Raw genomic sequence first — 15,365 nt, 5'->3', positions numbered from 1 at the left:
CCTGCATTGGGCGCCGCGACATGCCGCGCAGATTCCCGCGGCGAGGCAGGCGCAAGCGCGTGCCGTGGGCAAACCGGTGGCCTAAAAAGACGGCTTTACGCGGAAGGTTCTTTATCTGGCTTGATCGTGACCAAGCGTTCGAGCTTCGCAACGCGCTTGGCCAGCTGGCTGACTTTTGGATCACCTTTGCGCACGACGGTGAGGGCGAATTGCTTGGGTTCGCCGCCAAACAGCATGTCGTGGGTGATGGGATCGTAGAAGCGCAGCATCGATTTGGCGAAGTCATGTGGCTCGACGTTCAGCGCCTTGGCCATGGCGCCGTATTGATTGGGCGGCACCCGACCGCGACCGGACTCGATCTGGGAAATGAAGGTGTAGTAGTCGAGATCCAGCGCGCGGGACAAATCGCGCTGGCTTAGGCCCGCAGCCTCACGCAGCTCGCGCAGCCATCTGCCCGCCTCCTGGCGCAGGCGAAGAACCTCGTCGGGGTGCAGGCCATGCTGAGGATTTCCATACATCTTGTTTTCACCTCGGGGTGCGCCGATGGACGTGGCGGCACTCATGTGCTCAGGAAATCACCATCGTTTCCGTCACGCTGATCATCCGATCCCAAGATAAATACTGTACCCCCCAATGGCCAATTCTATTGCGGGTTAGGGGTGTACATCGTTTTCGCTACTGTACCGAATTACGGGCTCAGACGTAGGTTTCCGGCCGGCGGGAGGAGGAAGCTTGGGGCGAGTTCCTTATGGGTCCGCCGCCTAGTTCCATCTTCGTAAATGCCTGTTTGGCCGATTTGGTCACGGAAAAGGAAACTGAACACATGGCTACCATTCAGGAAGTCTATATTGCCCTCTTCGGCCGTCCGGCCGATCCAGTTGGCTACCAGTATTATGTTGAAGCCACTGACGACGGTGCAAACCTCGATGCGGTCGGTGATCTGTCCGCCTCCGAGGAATATACCAGTCGCTTCGAAGGCATGAGCGACATTGACCGTGTCAATCAGATCTACCAGGACCTGTTTGGCCGCCCAGCTGATCCGGCAGGCCTGCTGTTCTATGTCGATTTGCTCCAGAACGGTGGCGCCAGCCCCCAGGACATCGCCATCCGCATCCTCGATGGTGCCACGGGCACCGATCAGGACGTGATCGACAACAAGGTGGCAGCCGCCCAGCTCTTTACCGACTCGATCGACACCTCCGAGGAAATCCTGGCCTACCAGGGCGACCAGGCTGCCGAAGCCGGTCGCAACTTCCTTGATGCCGTCACCGACGATCCCACCACCATCCCGACCCAGGAAGAGGTGGACGCAGCGCTCCAGACCATCGTCGACAACTACAATGCCGGCGTTCCCGGCGACACCTTCACCCTCACCACCGGCATCGATGAGTTCACCGGCACCGACGACAACGACACCTTCCAGGCCAATGTCGGCGGCGCCGATACCACCATCACCCCGCTTGATGACATCCAGGGCGGTGCTGGCACCGACACCATGAACATCGTCGGCGCTGGCGGCGCTGACATCGACCCGCTCGCCACCATCAATGGGGTCGAGATCATCAACATCGCCACCACTGCGGCAGTCACCAATCTGTCCACGGAGTCCTTTGAAGGGGCGCAGCAGGTTTGGCAGATCGGCGTGGCCGGACCGGTAGAAGTGGGAGAAGGGGTGACAGCAGGTTTCCGCAGCATCGCCGCCTTGGCAGCCCTGGTGACCGTGGCGGATGGGGTTTCGGCTGCAACCGTAGCGCTTGATGATGTTACAGGAGCCGCCGCCGTGACCTTCGCCGAAACCACACCCGGCGATCTCACTTCGATTACCGTCGTTGGGGAAACTGAGGATGGGGAAACCCTCACACTGACTGGCACAGGGACCGAAACCGACCTCACCCTCTCGCTGAGCAGCGAAACCACAGTTGACGTTACGACCCTTGTCGGCCTCACCAATTTCGACGCCTCGGGCTCCACGGGCGATCTCACTCTCGACTTGACGCCTCTGGTCGCCATCGAGGAATTCGAGGCCGGCAGCGGCGACGACACCGTCACTCTGGCCACCACGGGCTTGACCGCTAGCGAGGTGTCCTTTGCCGCCAATGATGGCAATGACACCTTCACCATCGATGCAGCCGCCGGGACCGAAGAAGCTGTCGTGACCTTGGAAGGCGGCGGTGGCAACGACACCTTTGCCTTCACAGCCCTTGGAAACGTCACCGACGAAGCCAATTTCGAAGACAGCCTTATCGTCATCTCCGACTTCGAGGATGCCGATGACGTTATTGACCTGGCGGCCTTCACCAGGGACATCCTCACCAACACCGAGCTGGCCGACATTGCCGACGAAGCGACGCTTGAAGACGCCATCGATGTGGCCGGCAGCTACACCACTGGTGGTCAGGTCTCGGTGTTCGACTATGATGGCGACGCCTATATCCTCGTCAGCACCGCGGGCGGCGACCTCGCCAATGGCGATGGGCTGGTTCAGGTTGTCGGCTTCTCGGTGGAAGACATCGACAGCTCCAACTTCGTTTTCGCCTGATCGCCAGCGTAACGCCGAGACTACCGAACCCCAGCCCCGCCCTCTTTGGAGGGTGGGGCTTTCTTTGTCGACATCGCCGGGGGAGCGGATGGCTAAGTGGCCGCCGCGGCGAGATGGGCAGCAGTTAGCGGCAGAGCCCGGCCCGCTTTGATCTGGGAACTCAAGGTGTGGTGATCCAGATCCAGTGCGCGGGACAAATCGCGTTGACTGGGGCCCGCCTCCTTGCAAGCCGCGCAACCTTTGCCCGCTGGCTGACGCAGCCGCAACACGTGGTCGACGTTCTGTCCCTGTGGTGGATTGCTTTTCGCCTCGCAGCCGCGCCGCGACGCAACGCCGTGCTCTCGTGCCCTGGGCCGATATTTGTTGATTGGGCGCCAGTTAACAAAAGATGATGAATGTACAAGCTGCATGGGCAATTCACGAGGTTATACAAGATTAGACTATACAGTAATTGCGCAACTTTTATCCTTGACGGACTCCCGGTGAGCGACATAGCTTCCGGCGTCGACGGGATGGGGAGACTTGAGGAGATCTCCTTTGGTCGTGCCTATTCCATCGTCGTATTTGCCTCTTTGGCCAGTTTGGTCACAGAAAAGGAATCTGGAAACACATGGCTACCATTCAGGAAGTCTATATCGCCCTCTTTGGCCGTCCGGCCGATCGCGCAGGCTTTGACTACTATGTAGCGGCTACCGGGAACGGTGCCGACCTCAGCGCAGTTGGGGCGCTGTCGAACTCGCCAGAGTATGTCTCGCGCTTTGAAGGCATGGGCGATGCTGAAATGGTCAACCAGATCTTCATCGATCTGTTTGGTCGCGCTGCTGATCCCGCAGGCCTGCTGTTCTATGTTGAGCTGCTGCGCTCGGGCGCTGCCAATCTCCAGGACATCGCTATCCGCATCATCGACGGCGCAACCGGCGTCGACCAGGACGTTGTCGACAACAAGGTGGTCGCTGCCCAGCTGTTCACCGACGCGCTCGACACGCCTGCTGAAGTCGCCGCTTATGCCGGCTCCGACGCAGCTGCGCAGGGTCGTGCCTTCCTGTCGACCGTGACTGCAGATGACGCAACCATCCCCACCGAGCTCCAGGTTAACGCTTTCATCGCCTCCATCGGCGCTGGCGAGAACTTCGACATCACGGTTGCAATCAACACCCTGGCTGCGGCTCAGCAGGCGGAAGCTGACTTCCTGGCCTCGCTGGATCTGGATAACAATCCGGCTACCGCCACCGCGCGTGCAGACATTGCCAGCAACGTGACTGCGGCTGAGGGTGCTCTCGCGCGTGATCTGGCTGACGGTTCGGACAACGTCCTTGCTGCTGAATTGGCGGGTGCTAAAGCAGCTCAGTCCGCTGTTGAGGCTGACATTGCTGCTGTGGACGGCTTGGCCGAAGCAATCGTAGCCTATGAAGCCGCTGTTGCAGCTGAAGCCGAAGCTGCTGCCGCTGCTGCTCTAGCGGCCACCACCCAGACTGGTGAAGAAGGTCGCTTCGGTGCGCTGAACACTGGCGCTCTGGTGGTCGCCACCGACGGTACGGCAACTTACGATGCGACCGCTCTCATCATCAGCACCAATGGCACGCTTGAGCTGGCTGCTGGCGTGACCGAAGCGACCAATCCTGGCGTGACGGCGCTGCTGTCGGCTGTTTCGGCTGCTCAGGCAGCGGCCAAGGCTGAAGCTAACGCAGAAGCTCTGGTTGCATCCACCCAGGCAGAAGCGGTTGCACTGGATGCTGACACTGATAGCGACGGCGTCAGCGATCTCTACGAGCAGCTTGTTGCTGCACGCGCTGAAGTTGTGGCGGCCCAGAGTGAAGTCGACCAGCGTGCCGAGTTGCGGGCTGACCTTGCCGAGGCTCAGGACCTTGCTGATCAGCTCGACGCCATCGATGCGGCCATTGCCGATGCGCAGGCGACCTTTGGTCCTACCGGCCTCAACTTTGACCTCGAAGTGGTCGACTCGGCTGTCGAAGCGGCAACCGCGGGCAATGATCTGTTCCTCGCCAACAACCTTGATGCAAACGACGTCATCACCATCGCCGGCTTCGGCGCGGACGGCGACGACCTGATCTACTTCGGTCAGGGCTTCAAGTTCGTCGAGCTCAACGACGAAGTCGTGGGTCGCGATGGCGTTGGTGGTCTGGGCGTGCTGGAAATCTTCCTGCAGCAGCAGGGCGCTGACACCGTGCTCTATATCGAAGAGCAGACCTTCAATGGCAGCGATCTTGATGGCAGCTTCAACGGCGCGACCATCACCCTCACCGGCGTGAGCGCTGAAGACGTGTCGTTCAACAACGGCTACCTCACCATCGCCTAAGTTCTGGATTGTCGGGGGAGGTAACTCCCCCGCGTTCTGCGAGCCCCGCTGTCTTCGGACAGCGGGGTTTTTTTGTGTTGTTTTCCTGTCGTGGGCGCGTGGGTGTGCCGGCCGCGGGCAGGGCGCTTCAGGGGTGGTTTTCTGGCCGAGGATGCGGGCTCGGGCGGGCGAGACCCCGAGGCGTGCTGCGGCGCCGCAAGGGGGCTACGGGCCAAGATGATGAGCCAACGGAAACTGGCCCCGCGGCTGGTGTCAGGGAGCGGCTTTCAAGGCGCTGCGCTGGTGGCGCGCAGGCGTGACTAGCTTTGGGGTTCGGTTTTAACCGAAACCAGCCGTTCGAGCTTGGCCAGGCGCTTGGCGAGCTGGCTGACTTTTGGGTCGTTCTTGCGCACCACGATGGGCGAGAACTGCTTTGGCTCGCCGCCAAACAGCATTTCGTGCGTGATCGGATCGTAGAACCGCAGCATCTGCTTGGCGAAATCATGCGGCTCGACTTTGAGCGCCTTGGCCATGGCAGCATATTGGTTGGGGGGCACGCGGCCCTTGCCGGATTCGATTTGCGAGATGAAGGTGTAATAATCGAGGTCGAGGTGACGTGACAGGTCGCGCTGGCTGAGGCCGGCGTCTTCGCGCAGGGTTTTCAGCCACAAACCGGCTTCCTGGCGCAGCTTGGCTACGTCGTCGGCAGACTGCCCTTTTTGCGGATTGCCATACATTCTGTCCTCACTTCGTAGTCACCATCCCGTGATGACCCTACTGCATTCTAGCCAAGCCAAATGGCCTGGCCAGCCCCGTTTAGCGTAATCAATATAGGGGACTCAGCTGCCGGAGTCTACTGTGTTCGAGCGAGTCTAGGGTACAGTGAACCTAATACATTCTGCTTGACGACTCTAAACAGAACGGCGTAGCTTGATTTTCGACGAGATGGGGAGACTAGGGGGGAGAAACCTTTAGTTGCGCCTATTGCCTCGTTTTCGCTGCCTCTTTGGCCAATTCGGTCACAGAAAAGGAATTTGAAACTCATGGCTACCATTCAGGAAGTCTACATTGCCCTCTTCGGCCGTCCGGCTGATCCAGTGGGTTACCAGTACTATGTCGATGCGACCGACGATGGCGCAAACCTCGACGCCGTTGGCGATCTGTCGAACTCGCCTGAGTACCAGGACCGCTTCACCGGCATGAGCGACATCGATCGCGTCAACCAGATCTACCAGGATCTGTTTGGTCGTCCGGCCGATGCCGAAGGCCTGCTGTTCTACACGGCTCAGCTGCAGTCCGGCGCCGCTACGGCTCAGGACATCGCGATCCGCATCCTTGACGGCGCTACGGGTGCAGACGCTGAGGTCATCGAGAACAAGGTTGAGGCAGCTCAGCTGTTCACCGACTCGCTCGACACCGCACGTGAAATCACCGCTTACCAGGGTGAAGAAGCTGCCGACGCAGGCCGCGCTTACCTCAATGCGGTCACTGCTGACGACGCAACCGTCCCGACGCAGGCAGAAGCTGATGCTGCCATCGCCCAGATCGTAGCAGTTGACGATGCTGAGCCGATTGGCGAGACCTACACGCTCACCAACGCAGCCAATGTTCAGACCGGCGGCGTTGATGACATCGACGGCACTGCCGACGCTGACACGTTCCGCGCCGTACTTGGCGGCTCGCTTGATAGCAGCGACATCCTTGATGGTGGTGCTGGTACCGACACTCTGGTCATCTCCGAAGGTGGCATTGCCGCTGGTGCAGCACCCGTGCTGACGAGCATCGAAGAGATCGAGAACGAAGATACCGGCTCGACCCTTGATCTTGACGATGCCAACGGCGTTGTTGAGATCCGTTCGACGAAGGACCAGGCTGTCGCGGCCGCTGCTGCATTCACCTATCTCAACGCAGCTTCCTCGACCGTATTTGCTGCTGAGGGCGCTACTGCTGTCACGACCATCAACATCGACTACGACGAAGAAGGCGAAGCAAACCTCGCCGTTGAGAACGATGATGCCGCTGGCGACACCGTGTTCGACTTCGGCGCCGATGCCGGCGATATCACTTCGGTTAACCTCGAAGTCCGTGCGGGCAACGTAGCTGACGTTGACCTCGACGCGACCCTTGACGGCGTTGAGACCCTCACCGTCACTGGTGAAGGTGACACCACCTTGGACGTTGGCGCTGGTGCACTGACCTCGCTGACCACTGTTGACGCTTCCAGCATGACCGGCGATCTGACGATTGACCTGTCGACTGCCGACGAACTGACCTCGGTGGAATTCGGTAGCGGCGATGATTCGATCACGCTGGACGGCACCGAAGACGGTGACGAGGATGCTGGCCTGACCATCACCTTGGGTGACGGTTCGGACACCGTTACGTTCACGGCTCCTCCGAGCAACATCAGCGACTCTGATGAAGGTGACTTTGAAGACGACATGATCACCATCACCGACTTCGAAGGTGATGATGACTTCATCGATCTCGGCGGCATTGTTGAGCAGACTCTTGCAAATGCTGATCGCAACGCGATTGAAGGTGCTGCAACCCTGTTTGATGCAGTTGAAGAAGCTGCCACCAACACCAATGCAGTTAGCGAAGCTGTTATCTTCGAATACGGCAATAGCACCTACATCTATGTTGACACCGATGGTAGCTCGACGTTCAACGATGGTGACGGCTTGGTTGAGCTGACTGGTTACACCGGCGGCTTCACCGATGGCGTGAACTTCACTGCCTAATTAGCTCTTTAAGTTAGTTATGACCCCGCCGTCTTCGGATGGCGGGGTTTTTGTTTGCTACTCTACCTAGCGCTCTCGGTTCAGCGGAAATACTCAGCGCTAAAGGCGCGGACGGCGTTGCGCTACCGACACGATGAGTTCGACAGGCATGGCCACGTCAATGGCTACGCGGTCTGCGAGTACACCTGAGGTGACGCCTTGTTGAGGTGAACGGCCTCGCCGGCGCAAACAACGGCCCTACAGGCGCGCAGAAGCTAACGAACATCAGTACAGCAGCGAATGGCTGATCTATCCGTCGCGGCCTGGAAGGCCAATGCCCGCGTTCAGAACTGCCTAAGCACTACGCAACAGCAAACGCATCGCCATCATGAGCCTGGAGCAGGCGTAGTGGCTTTGACGCCCATCTACCTGGGCAGAGTGACAGCGCCATCGTCAAAGATTCGAGGCGATCAGGCATGAAAAAGCCCGATGCGAACACCGGGCTTTCTGGCCACCATTCAGGGGGTGGGGTTAGTGGCCCCGCTTAGGGCGGGGCTGAGCGCTACACTCAGTTATAGTCGATGTCGTTCGCGCCTGGCCCAGTGTTCCCGACGAACTCAACTTCGCCGCCAAACACTTCGATGGCAGCGTATGGGCCGCTGTCGTGGGCAAAGAAGTTGTTGTACACGTCGATGCCGGTGTTGCTGTCAAAGCCCAGCAGTGGCGACGCAGTAAGGAATGCACCCCGGAACTCATTGTTCTCGAAGACCCAACCGTCAGCACCTGGATTGAGGTAAGCCAATGGGCCACCCGTGTTATCGCCAGCGTCGAAGGTGTTGCCCGAGATGGTGACGTTATCCACGTCAGCGTTCGGCGTGTAAATCGCGTTGCCGCCATCAGTCGCAAACACTGTCAGCCCAGTGATCACTGTGCCGTTTGCACCTTCACCGATGGTGATGGTGGAAGCGCCGCCGGCGCCGCCGTCGATGATGGCACCATCCTGACCGACAATGGTCAGTTGCTTGTTGAGAGTGATAGTCTCGTTGTACGTGCCAGCACCGATGTAGATGGTGTCGCCGGCTACGGCATTATCGATTGCGTCCTGGATGGACTCGCCTTGGCCGACGAAAACGACGTTTTCTCGGTTAAATGCCTCGGAGAGAACGATCTCACCGACGGGATTTCCAGGCTGGTATGAAAGCACCTCCACCGTGTCGCCATCCGAACGGAGGATGGTGCTGCGGTCGATAGAAATGAGGTCGGCGGTCTGGAGACCCTCAACGCCCAAGTCTTCGTCGTTGCCCGTGAAGGTGCTGCGAGTGATCACAACGCTAGTCTCATCGCCGACACCGCCGACGGCGCTCGCATTGTTGGTGAAAACGGTGCGGTCAATCTCGATATTGTTGCCTTGGGCGACACCAGCATACACGCCGGATACGAGATTGGTGAAGCTACTACCGGAGATCGAGACATCGACGTCACTTGGACCTGCGCCGGTTTCAACTAGCAGCACGCCACGAGCACCTGCATCGCCGGTGCCAGTCACATCGACGCCAGTCAGTGTCAGCGAAGCGAGGCTCTGTCCGTCGTAAGTGTAGATGGCGGCGTTGGCGTCTCCAGTACCTGAAGTTTGAATGTCGATGGAGTTGATAGAGACGGTCTCTGCATCGCCGACAATATCAAAGCCTCGGACGACAACGCCGTCTTCACCAATCAGAGTGACGCTCTCGTCAATGACAAAGCGGCCCGTTCCGTAGTCGCCGGCAGCAAGGGTGATGACATCACCCTCTTCTGCATCAGCAAGAGCATCCTCCAGCTGTGCCGCATTGCTCACTTCGAAATCAGGATCAACTGGCTGGCTTGGGGTGCCGCCACCGCCGCCACCGCCGTTGCCGGGAGGATTGTTCGGCTCTTCCGCGGGCGGGTCAATTGGAGCTTCGCCGCCGGGAGTCAGCAGCTTTTGAATTGCCGCGTCGACTTCTTGCTGCGTTGCACGATCGCTTGCATCAACGCTGTCGATGAAGTCACGACCGACACCCTCGGCGGTATTGCCGGCATAGGCATCAACTTCTTCGGCGCGATCAAGGCTGTCGGTGAACATGTCGGCAGCGTCGATCTTGGCATCGAGCGTCAGCAGGTCCGAGCCCGAGGTGCCGTCAAGAATGTTGATGGCGATGGTTTCGATGCTCTGCTCACCGCTTTCCAGCAGCGCCAGGTAATGCGCGAGACCTTCCGGGTCCGCATCACGGTCAAACAGCTGCTGATAAATTGCATTGATGACCTGGGTCGGCGTCTTGCCGGCAACCAGATCCTCGTATTCGTCGGCGGCGGTGAGCCGGCCGATCAGGAACGACAAATCAGTGCCGCCCTTGGTTTGTGCAGTCCAGTAATCCAGACCTTCCGGATCTGCCGGACGCCCGAACAGCGCGATGTAAATACCCTGAATGCTCGCCATGATTGTTTCCTTAGCCCTGTGAACTTCTTTGGTCGGAGATCAGGTGGCTTTGCCCATCTCCTCCCCCGGAGAGGATAAGGGACTCAACTCATCGCGTTAATCAACAGTTAAGGTTTACTTCTGGTTAATACTTGGGCTTGATTTGCGGGTTTGCCGGTTGCAAGCCAGTTTCGACGGCAAAGACACGTTTTCGTGAGCAATGTGACGAGCTGTACTTGCGGGCCACTTCATGGACGTCGCGGGGTTTTGGGTATCGGGCGGGCTGCGGCTTCGTTAAGTATCCCGGCAAGGCTTGGGGGCATGCCTCCATCCAACACAGCAGGGATTTGTCATGACTGCAGCGCAACACCAGCCATCCATTGTCGCGATCAGCCGCGAGCGTCACGCCGGCAAGGGCTGGCAGGCGCCGGCATCCTATGAATTCGCAAAAACCAACCATCTGGTGCCGATTTCGGCGGCAGAAATCGCCCACGCCGCCCGCTCCATGCCGCTCGCCTTTGTGCAAAGCGGCGACAGGCTGGTGCTGGTGGCCATGCTCAGCCTGTTGCCGGGGAATAATCTCTTTGTGGGGCCGGACGGCAAATGGCTGGGGCCCTATATTCCCGCCGCCCTGCGCGCCTTTCCCTTCATCCTCGCCAATAGCGGGGCAGGGGCGGCCGAACAGTTCACCCTCGCCTTTGACGAGGCGAGCGGGCTGCTCAGCCACGAGGGGACACCGTTTTTCGCCGAGGATGGAGTGACGCCCCATGCGCGCACCAGCGAAATGCTGCAGTTTCTGGTGCAGGTTCGGCGCGGCAATGATGCGGTCAGCACCGCCGTCGCAGCGCTGCAGGCGGCCGAAGTGCTCGAGCCATGGCCGATCAACCTCAAGGATGGCGAAACCACCCGCGCGGTCCAGGGCATCAGCCGGATCAATGAAGCGGCCTTGAACAAGCTTTCCGACGACGCGTTCCTGGCGCTGCGCCGTGCCGGCGCCTTGCCGGTGGCTTATGCGCAGCTGATGGCGGTGCAGAACCTTTCGGTGCTGCAGCGGCTGGCGCAAGCGCAGGGGGCGGCTCGCCAGGCACCGCGCGTTGATGCCTCAAAGCTCTTTTCACCGGCGATGGAAGACGAGAAATTTGACTGGGAGTCGCTTCTGAAGGATTAAGAGCCCTCGCCGGGATCGCGCTTCGGCGCGCAGCCTAGCCCGCAACTGCCCGGTGCCTTGGAGTACACATGAGGGTCATCCTCGCTATCGATCCGGTCCGCTTTCCGCTCACCGGCATTGGCCGCTATACCTATGAGCTGGCAGGGGCCCTGGCGGCCAACCCGCAGGTGGAGCAGCTGCGCTATTTCTCCGGCCTGTCGTTCCGCGATGGCCTGCCCAACGAGGGGGAAGTGGGCGTGCCCGGCATGGCGGCGCGGCTGCGGCCGCTCAAAACCCTTATTGCCCGCAGCGAAACCATGATGGATCTGCATCAAGCCGTGTCGCATTGGCGGCGCGGGCGGGCGCTCAAGGATGCCGGGGATGCGGTGTTTCACGGGCCCAATTTTTACCTGCCGCCCTTTGCCGGCCCGAGTGTCGTAACGATCCACGATCTTTCCGTGTTCAAGTGGCCGCAATTTCATCCGCCCGAGCGCGTCCGGTTCATGGAGCGAGAGGTTGCGCTGGCGCTAAAACGCGCGAGCGTTTTGATCACCGTGTCCAAGGCGGCGGGTGAGGAGCTGGCCAGCTATTTCAACTGGCCGCCCGAGCGCATCCATGCCACGCCGCTGGCCAGTTCCCCGGAGTTTCGCCCGCGAACGGCCGCGGAAACCAGCGCAAGCTTGCAGTCGCTGGGGCTGCAGCATGGCGGCTATTCGCTTTTCGTAGGGACGATCGAGCCGCGCAAGAATATTGCCGGCCTGCTGGACGCCTATGGCAGGCTGAGCGTTGAGCTGCGCCGGCGCTATCCGCTGGTCCTGGTGGGATTTAGCGGCTGGCAGAACGAGGCCATCATGGAAAAACTGCGCGCGGCCGAAGCCGAGGGCTGGGCACGCTATCTCGGTTTTGCCGAGAAATCGCAGCTGCCCGACCTGTTTGCCGGCGCCAGGGCGTTCTTGTTCCCCTCGTTCTACGAGGGGTTCGGGCTGCCGGTGCTGGAAGCCATGGCCTCGGGGGTTCCCGTCGTGACCTCAACCAGCAGTTCGCTCCCAGAGGTCGCGGGCGGCGCCGCTATCCTGGTGGAGCCCAACGATGTCGCAGCAATGACGGAAGGTTTCGCCCAGGCGCTGGATGACGAGGCGTGGCGAGAAGGGGCGTCACGCATGGGACTGGAAAACGCGGCACAATTCAGCTGGGAGAATTGTGCCGCCGAGACGATCGTGGCTTACAGGAAAGCCCTTGGGTTATAAGGCAGCTCAGGCAACCAGTTGAGTGCCGGACAGCAACCCGGTTATGTCGTCGAGTAGCTCGATCTGGCCCACCAGGGAGATCGAGCTTCCGTCGTCCATTGTATTGTTCCAAATCCCGAGCAGTTCCGGGTTGCCGTAATCGACGTCGAGTTGCTCCACGCGCAGGACGCTGCCCTGCTCCTCGAGTTCGTATCCGCCCAAGCCCGTTATCATGTGGCGCAGCACGCTCATCAACTGCTCGCCAGTTAATGCCGTGTCGGCCGAAAACCCATAGGCAGCGGGCGCTGCTGATTCCGGGGGGAGCGCGCCAGCACGAGAGAGCTCTCCCTCGTCGGATACCACAATGCCGGAAGCCAGATCTGTACGAGTGAAGCCCGTCCAATCAAAGACGGCGAGTTCACCGAGCACTTTCAGGGACAAAGATGCCGGCGAGGCGGGGGCCTTTTCCGGCTCCGGCGCAGGCTCCGCGGCGACCGCCTGGGTGACGACGATCGGCGCGCTCTGGACCTCCGCCTTCGGCTCCGTGCGCGTCTGCCCTACGGCTGCAAACTGGAACACCACCTGATCGGTGTGGGCGGAGTGGCTTTCGGCAACCTCAAGAAGCGCGTCACCTTTTCCGACGACTGGCGCAATCAGGACCGGAAGTTTAACCAATAGCGGCGGAGTTGTTGAAGCCGTTTCAATCGATGAGTCCTCGACCTGCTGGCGGTCTTCAGCGACGCTTTCCTGGGCGGCGAGGAGTTTGCCCGGGGCTTGCTGCTCAACCTGGAACAGCATCAATTCCGGAGCAGCTTCGAATTCAGGGGCGTGCGCGTCGCTCGAAAGCAGATCGCTGGCCAGGATCACACTGGCAAGAGCTGCCACCGCCACCGGATTGTCAGCGCCTTCGAAGATGCGAACCAGCGCGGCTTGCGCGCGTGGAGGCAAACCCGATTCCTTGCGAAGTTGGGCTTCGTGTGCCCCACCGGCTACATCATCCCGAGCCAAAGCAGCACTCGTGCTGTCGAGCTTGAACAACAGGAACACAGCCGATATCGACATGATGATCCTGGATGCAGGGTGAGTGACGATGTTAGACGAGCGATCTGCACGCAGGCTGAAGCTATTGCGGATCGCTTCTTCGAACCGGTCGACCAAGAGATCAATGCGGGGCGCCCTGATCTTGATGGACAGGTGATCACTGACCAGCAGACAGGTGCCATCTATCCGGGCGATATGCAAGAAGACCTCCTGCGTAGTGGCATCGTAAAACACCAGCCACGGCTCGGCTTCGTCCGACAAGCCACGGTCCATACCAATCGCCGCGCCACTTTCGACGAGCAGGCGATGGGCCCGGAAAAAGTCGGCCATCTCCTGATTGGTCCAATCAGGGATAATCCTGCGCGGCTTCTCGCTGGAAAACTTTGCGAAGGACAAGATGCTCATACGCGATCGCGATCCTTTGTGACGCAGCCTAGGCGAGAGAACTCACCTGACGCTCGCCATGGGCTGAAAAGCACCGGCGAGTTCAGGCAGGCCGAAAACTTGCCCGCAGGTGAGGGTACAACGAGTAGCAACTAGAGACAATGCTGCCGAGCAGAATAACAGTGCTTATTGCTCGCGCATGCCCTTCGAGAACGAGTCCTGCAGCGGCTTGATCAAGTATTGTACCATGGTCCGCTCGCCCGTGGCGATGATCACGTCGGCAGGCATGCCGGGGACGAGGCGACCCTTGATCTCGTCGGGCACGTTCTCGTCGGCCACCCGAACGCGTCCGATATAGTAGGGCTCGGTGCGCCCGTCCTTGGGGTCGAACACGTCTTGCGACACCACCTGTACCTCACCAAAAATTACCGGCGTGGTGCGGCTCTGGAAGGCAGGGAACTTCACTTCAGCCGTGCTGCCGACCGACACGCTGTCAATGTCCAGTGGCCGGATACGGGCGCTGATGATCAGATCATCATCGAGCGGGATAATATCCATGATTGGCTCCGCGCTGCGGATGACGCCCTGGGTCGTATGCACCATGATGCCCTGGACCATGCCGCGCACTGGAGCACGAACAATGGTGCGGTCGAGCACGTCCTTGGCAACTATGAAGCGCTCGGACACCTCGTTGAGCTGGTCGCGGACGTCGCGCAACTCATTGCCAGCACGTTCCACAAACTCCTGGCGCAGCTGGAGGATCTGGAGTTCGGTTTCGGCGACACTCTGCTTAATCTTGGCGATCTCAGCGACGAGGCGGCCATAGTTTCCCTGCAGTTCCAAGCTCTGCCGGGTTAGCTGGGAAAGCTGGTTAGTAGAGATAACGCCACTTTCCTGTCCCGTGGTCAGCCGCCGCACTTCGTCCTCGATGGAAGTTCTCTGCGCGTCCGTCGCCTGCAACTGCACGGCAAGGCCCTCGACCTCCTCGTTGAGTTGGTCTTTGCGCACGCGCAGAATGCCGATCTGGCCGTCCTTTGTTGCCTTGCGGTCGTTGAAAAGTGTGCGTTGCATTTCAAGCGCAGCGAGTTCTTCGGGATTGTCGCTGGCAAGAAGTTCAGGTGGAAACGCCACTTCAGCTGCATCAAGACTTTCAGCCATGAGGCGCGCCTCGGTCGCCTGCAGGATAGTTTGGCGCGTCTGCATCACGGCGAAGTTGCCCTGAGCTTGGGTGGGATCCAAGACTACAAGAGGCTGGCCAGCATCAACAACATCCCCTTCACGGACCAAGATCTCTTTGACGATGCCGCCCTCTAGGTGCTGGATCGACTTGCGATTTGATTCCACAGAAACCGTGCCCGACGCAACGACGCCGCTCGCCAGAGAGGCTGTTGCCGCCCAGGTTCCGAAAACGCCAAAAGCCAGGATGATCGTGGCGTAGCCCGCCAGGATGTAAGGACGCGGTGAAAACTCGTCCGCTTTGCGCTTAGGTAAAATACCCGCGGTCTTGATGCTTAGATCGGTCATATGTCCCGTTCCTGATATTCGCGCGCGCAAGCTGCGATCTGATGGCCGCGC

Annotated in this window: 10 protein-coding genes; 5 read left to right on the top strand and 5 right to left on the bottom strand. The window is 59.8% G+C overall.

Annotated features, from left to right (window positions below; genetic code table 11):
- Positions 1 to 95: 95 nt before the first annotated feature.
- Positions 96 to 563 (bottom strand): helix-turn-helix transcriptional regulator, encoded by a 468-nt coding sequence (locus HRQ64_RS20510; RefSeq protein ID WP_349236716.1) that lies wholly within the window; start codon positions 561 to 563, stop codon positions 96 to 98.
- A 260-nt stretch (positions 564 to 823) separates the two neighbouring features.
- On the opposite strand from HRQ64_RS20510, the gene HRQ64_RS20400 reads away from it, so the two are divergent.
- Together HRQ64_RS20400 and HRQ64_RS16270 are read left to right on the top strand one after the other, a co-directional pair.
- On the top strand, positions 824 to 2,539 hold the full coding sequence (locus HRQ64_RS20400) for a DUF4214 domain-containing protein (protein ID WP_172124346.1): 1,716 nt from the start codon (positions 824 to 826) through the stop codon (positions 2,537 to 2,539).
- A 610-nt stretch (positions 2,540 to 3,149) separates the two neighbouring features.
- The gene (locus HRQ64_RS16270) at positions 3,150 to 4,856 is read left to right on the top strand and encodes a DUF4214 domain-containing protein (protein ID WP_172124344.1); all 1,707 of its coding nucleotides are present in this window, start codon (positions 3,150 to 3,152) and stop codon (positions 4,854 to 4,856) included.
- A gap of 299 nt (positions 4,857 to 5,155) precedes the next feature.
- Here HRQ64_RS16270 and HRQ64_RS16265 read toward each other — a convergent pair whose 3' ends face one another.
- On the bottom strand, positions 5,156 to 5,572 hold the full coding sequence (locus HRQ64_RS16265) for a helix-turn-helix transcriptional regulator (protein ID WP_172124342.1): 417 nt from the start codon (positions 5,570 to 5,572) through the stop codon (positions 5,156 to 5,158).
- A 306-nt stretch (positions 5,573 to 5,878) separates the two neighbouring features.
- Here HRQ64_RS16265 and HRQ64_RS16260 point away from each other — a divergent pair, with 306 nt between their 5' ends.
- Positions 5,879 to 7,579, top strand: a complete 1,701-nt coding sequence (locus tag HRQ64_RS16260; protein ID WP_172124340.1) for a DUF4214 domain-containing protein — start codon at positions 5,879 to 5,881, stop codon at positions 7,577 to 7,579.
- A gap of 547 nt (positions 7,580 to 8,126) precedes the next feature.
- Here the strand turns inward: HRQ64_RS16260 and HRQ64_RS16255 are convergent.
- On the bottom strand, positions 8,127 to 10,013 hold the full coding sequence (locus HRQ64_RS16255; RefSeq protein ID WP_172124338.1) for a DUF4214 domain-containing protein: 1,887 nt from the start codon (positions 10,011 to 10,013) through the stop codon (positions 8,127 to 8,129).
- Positions 10,014 to 10,344: 331 nt separating this feature from the next.
- On the opposite strand from HRQ64_RS16255, the gene HRQ64_RS16250 reads away from it, so the two are divergent.
- Together HRQ64_RS16250 and HRQ64_RS16245 are read left to right on the top strand one after the other, a co-directional pair.
- Positions 10,345 to 11,160, top strand: a complete 816-nt coding sequence (locus HRQ64_RS16250) for a SapC family protein (RefSeq protein ID WP_172124336.1) — start codon at positions 10,345 to 10,347, stop codon at positions 11,158 to 11,160.
- A gap of 68 nt (positions 11,161 to 11,228) precedes the next feature.
- Positions 11,229 to 12,386, top strand: coding sequence for a glycosyltransferase family 1 protein (locus tag HRQ64_RS16245; RefSeq protein ID WP_172124334.1), 1,158 nt, complete (start codon positions 11,229 to 11,231; stop codon positions 12,384 to 12,386).
- Between the two features lie 6 nt (positions 12,387 to 12,392).
- Here the strand turns inward: HRQ64_RS16245 and HRQ64_RS16240 are convergent, their stop codons facing one another.
- A complete protein-coding gene (locus HRQ64_RS16240) occupies positions 12,393 to 13,811 on the bottom strand; it encodes a hypothetical protein (RefSeq protein WP_172124332.1) in 1,419 nt (472 codons plus the stop codon).
- A gap of 165 nt (positions 13,812 to 13,976) precedes the next feature.
- Positions 13,977 to 15,344, bottom strand: a complete 1,368-nt coding sequence (locus tag HRQ64_RS16235; protein ID WP_172124330.1) for an HlyD family type I secretion periplasmic adaptor subunit — start codon at positions 15,342 to 15,344, stop codon at positions 13,977 to 13,979.
- Positions 15,345 to 15,365: the final 21 nt, after the last annotated feature.

This window comes from Devosia sp. 919, assembly GCF_013185965.1.
In the GTDB taxonomy this organism is placed as follows: Bacteria; Pseudomonadota; Alphaproteobacteria; order Rhizobiales; family Devosiaceae; genus Devosia.
This window is presented reverse-complemented; position numbering and strand designations above follow the sequence as displayed.

What these genes read in the sequence shown, in the direction of transcription:
- HRQ64_RS16265 (WP_172124342.1), bottom strand. Translation starts at nt 5,572, where the DNA reads ATGTATGGCAATCCGCAAAAAGGGCAGTCTGCCGACGACGTAGCCAAG.
- HRQ64_RS20400 (WP_172124346.1), top strand. Translation starts at nt 824, where the DNA reads ATGGCTACCATTCAGGAAGTCTATATTGCCCTCTTCGGCCGTCCGGCC.
- HRQ64_RS20510 (WP_349236716.1), bottom strand. Translation starts at nt 563, where the DNA reads ATGAGTGCCGCCACGTCCATCGGCGCACCCCGAGGTGAAAACAAGATG.
- HRQ64_RS16255 (WP_172124338.1), bottom strand. Translation starts at nt 10,013, where the DNA reads ATGGCGAGCATTCAGGGTATTTACATCGCGCTGTTCGGGCGTCCGGCA.
- HRQ64_RS16250 (WP_172124336.1), top strand. Translation starts at nt 10,345, where the DNA reads ATGACTGCAGCGCAACACCAGCCATCCATTGTCGCGATCAGCCGCGAG.
- HRQ64_RS16245 (WP_172124334.1), top strand. Translation starts at nt 11,229, where the DNA reads ATGAGGGTCATCCTCGCTATCGATCCGGTCCGCTTTCCGCTCACCGGC.
- HRQ64_RS16260 (WP_172124340.1), top strand. Translation starts at nt 5,879, where the DNA reads ATGGCTACCATTCAGGAAGTCTACATTGCCCTCTTCGGCCGTCCGGCT.
- HRQ64_RS16270 (WP_172124344.1), top strand. Translation starts at nt 3,150, where the DNA reads ATGGCTACCATTCAGGAAGTCTATATCGCCCTCTTTGGCCGTCCGGCC.
- HRQ64_RS16240 (WP_172124332.1), bottom strand. Translation starts at nt 13,811, where the DNA reads ATGAGCATCTTGTCCTTCGCAAAGTTTTCCAGCGAGAAGCCGCGCAGG.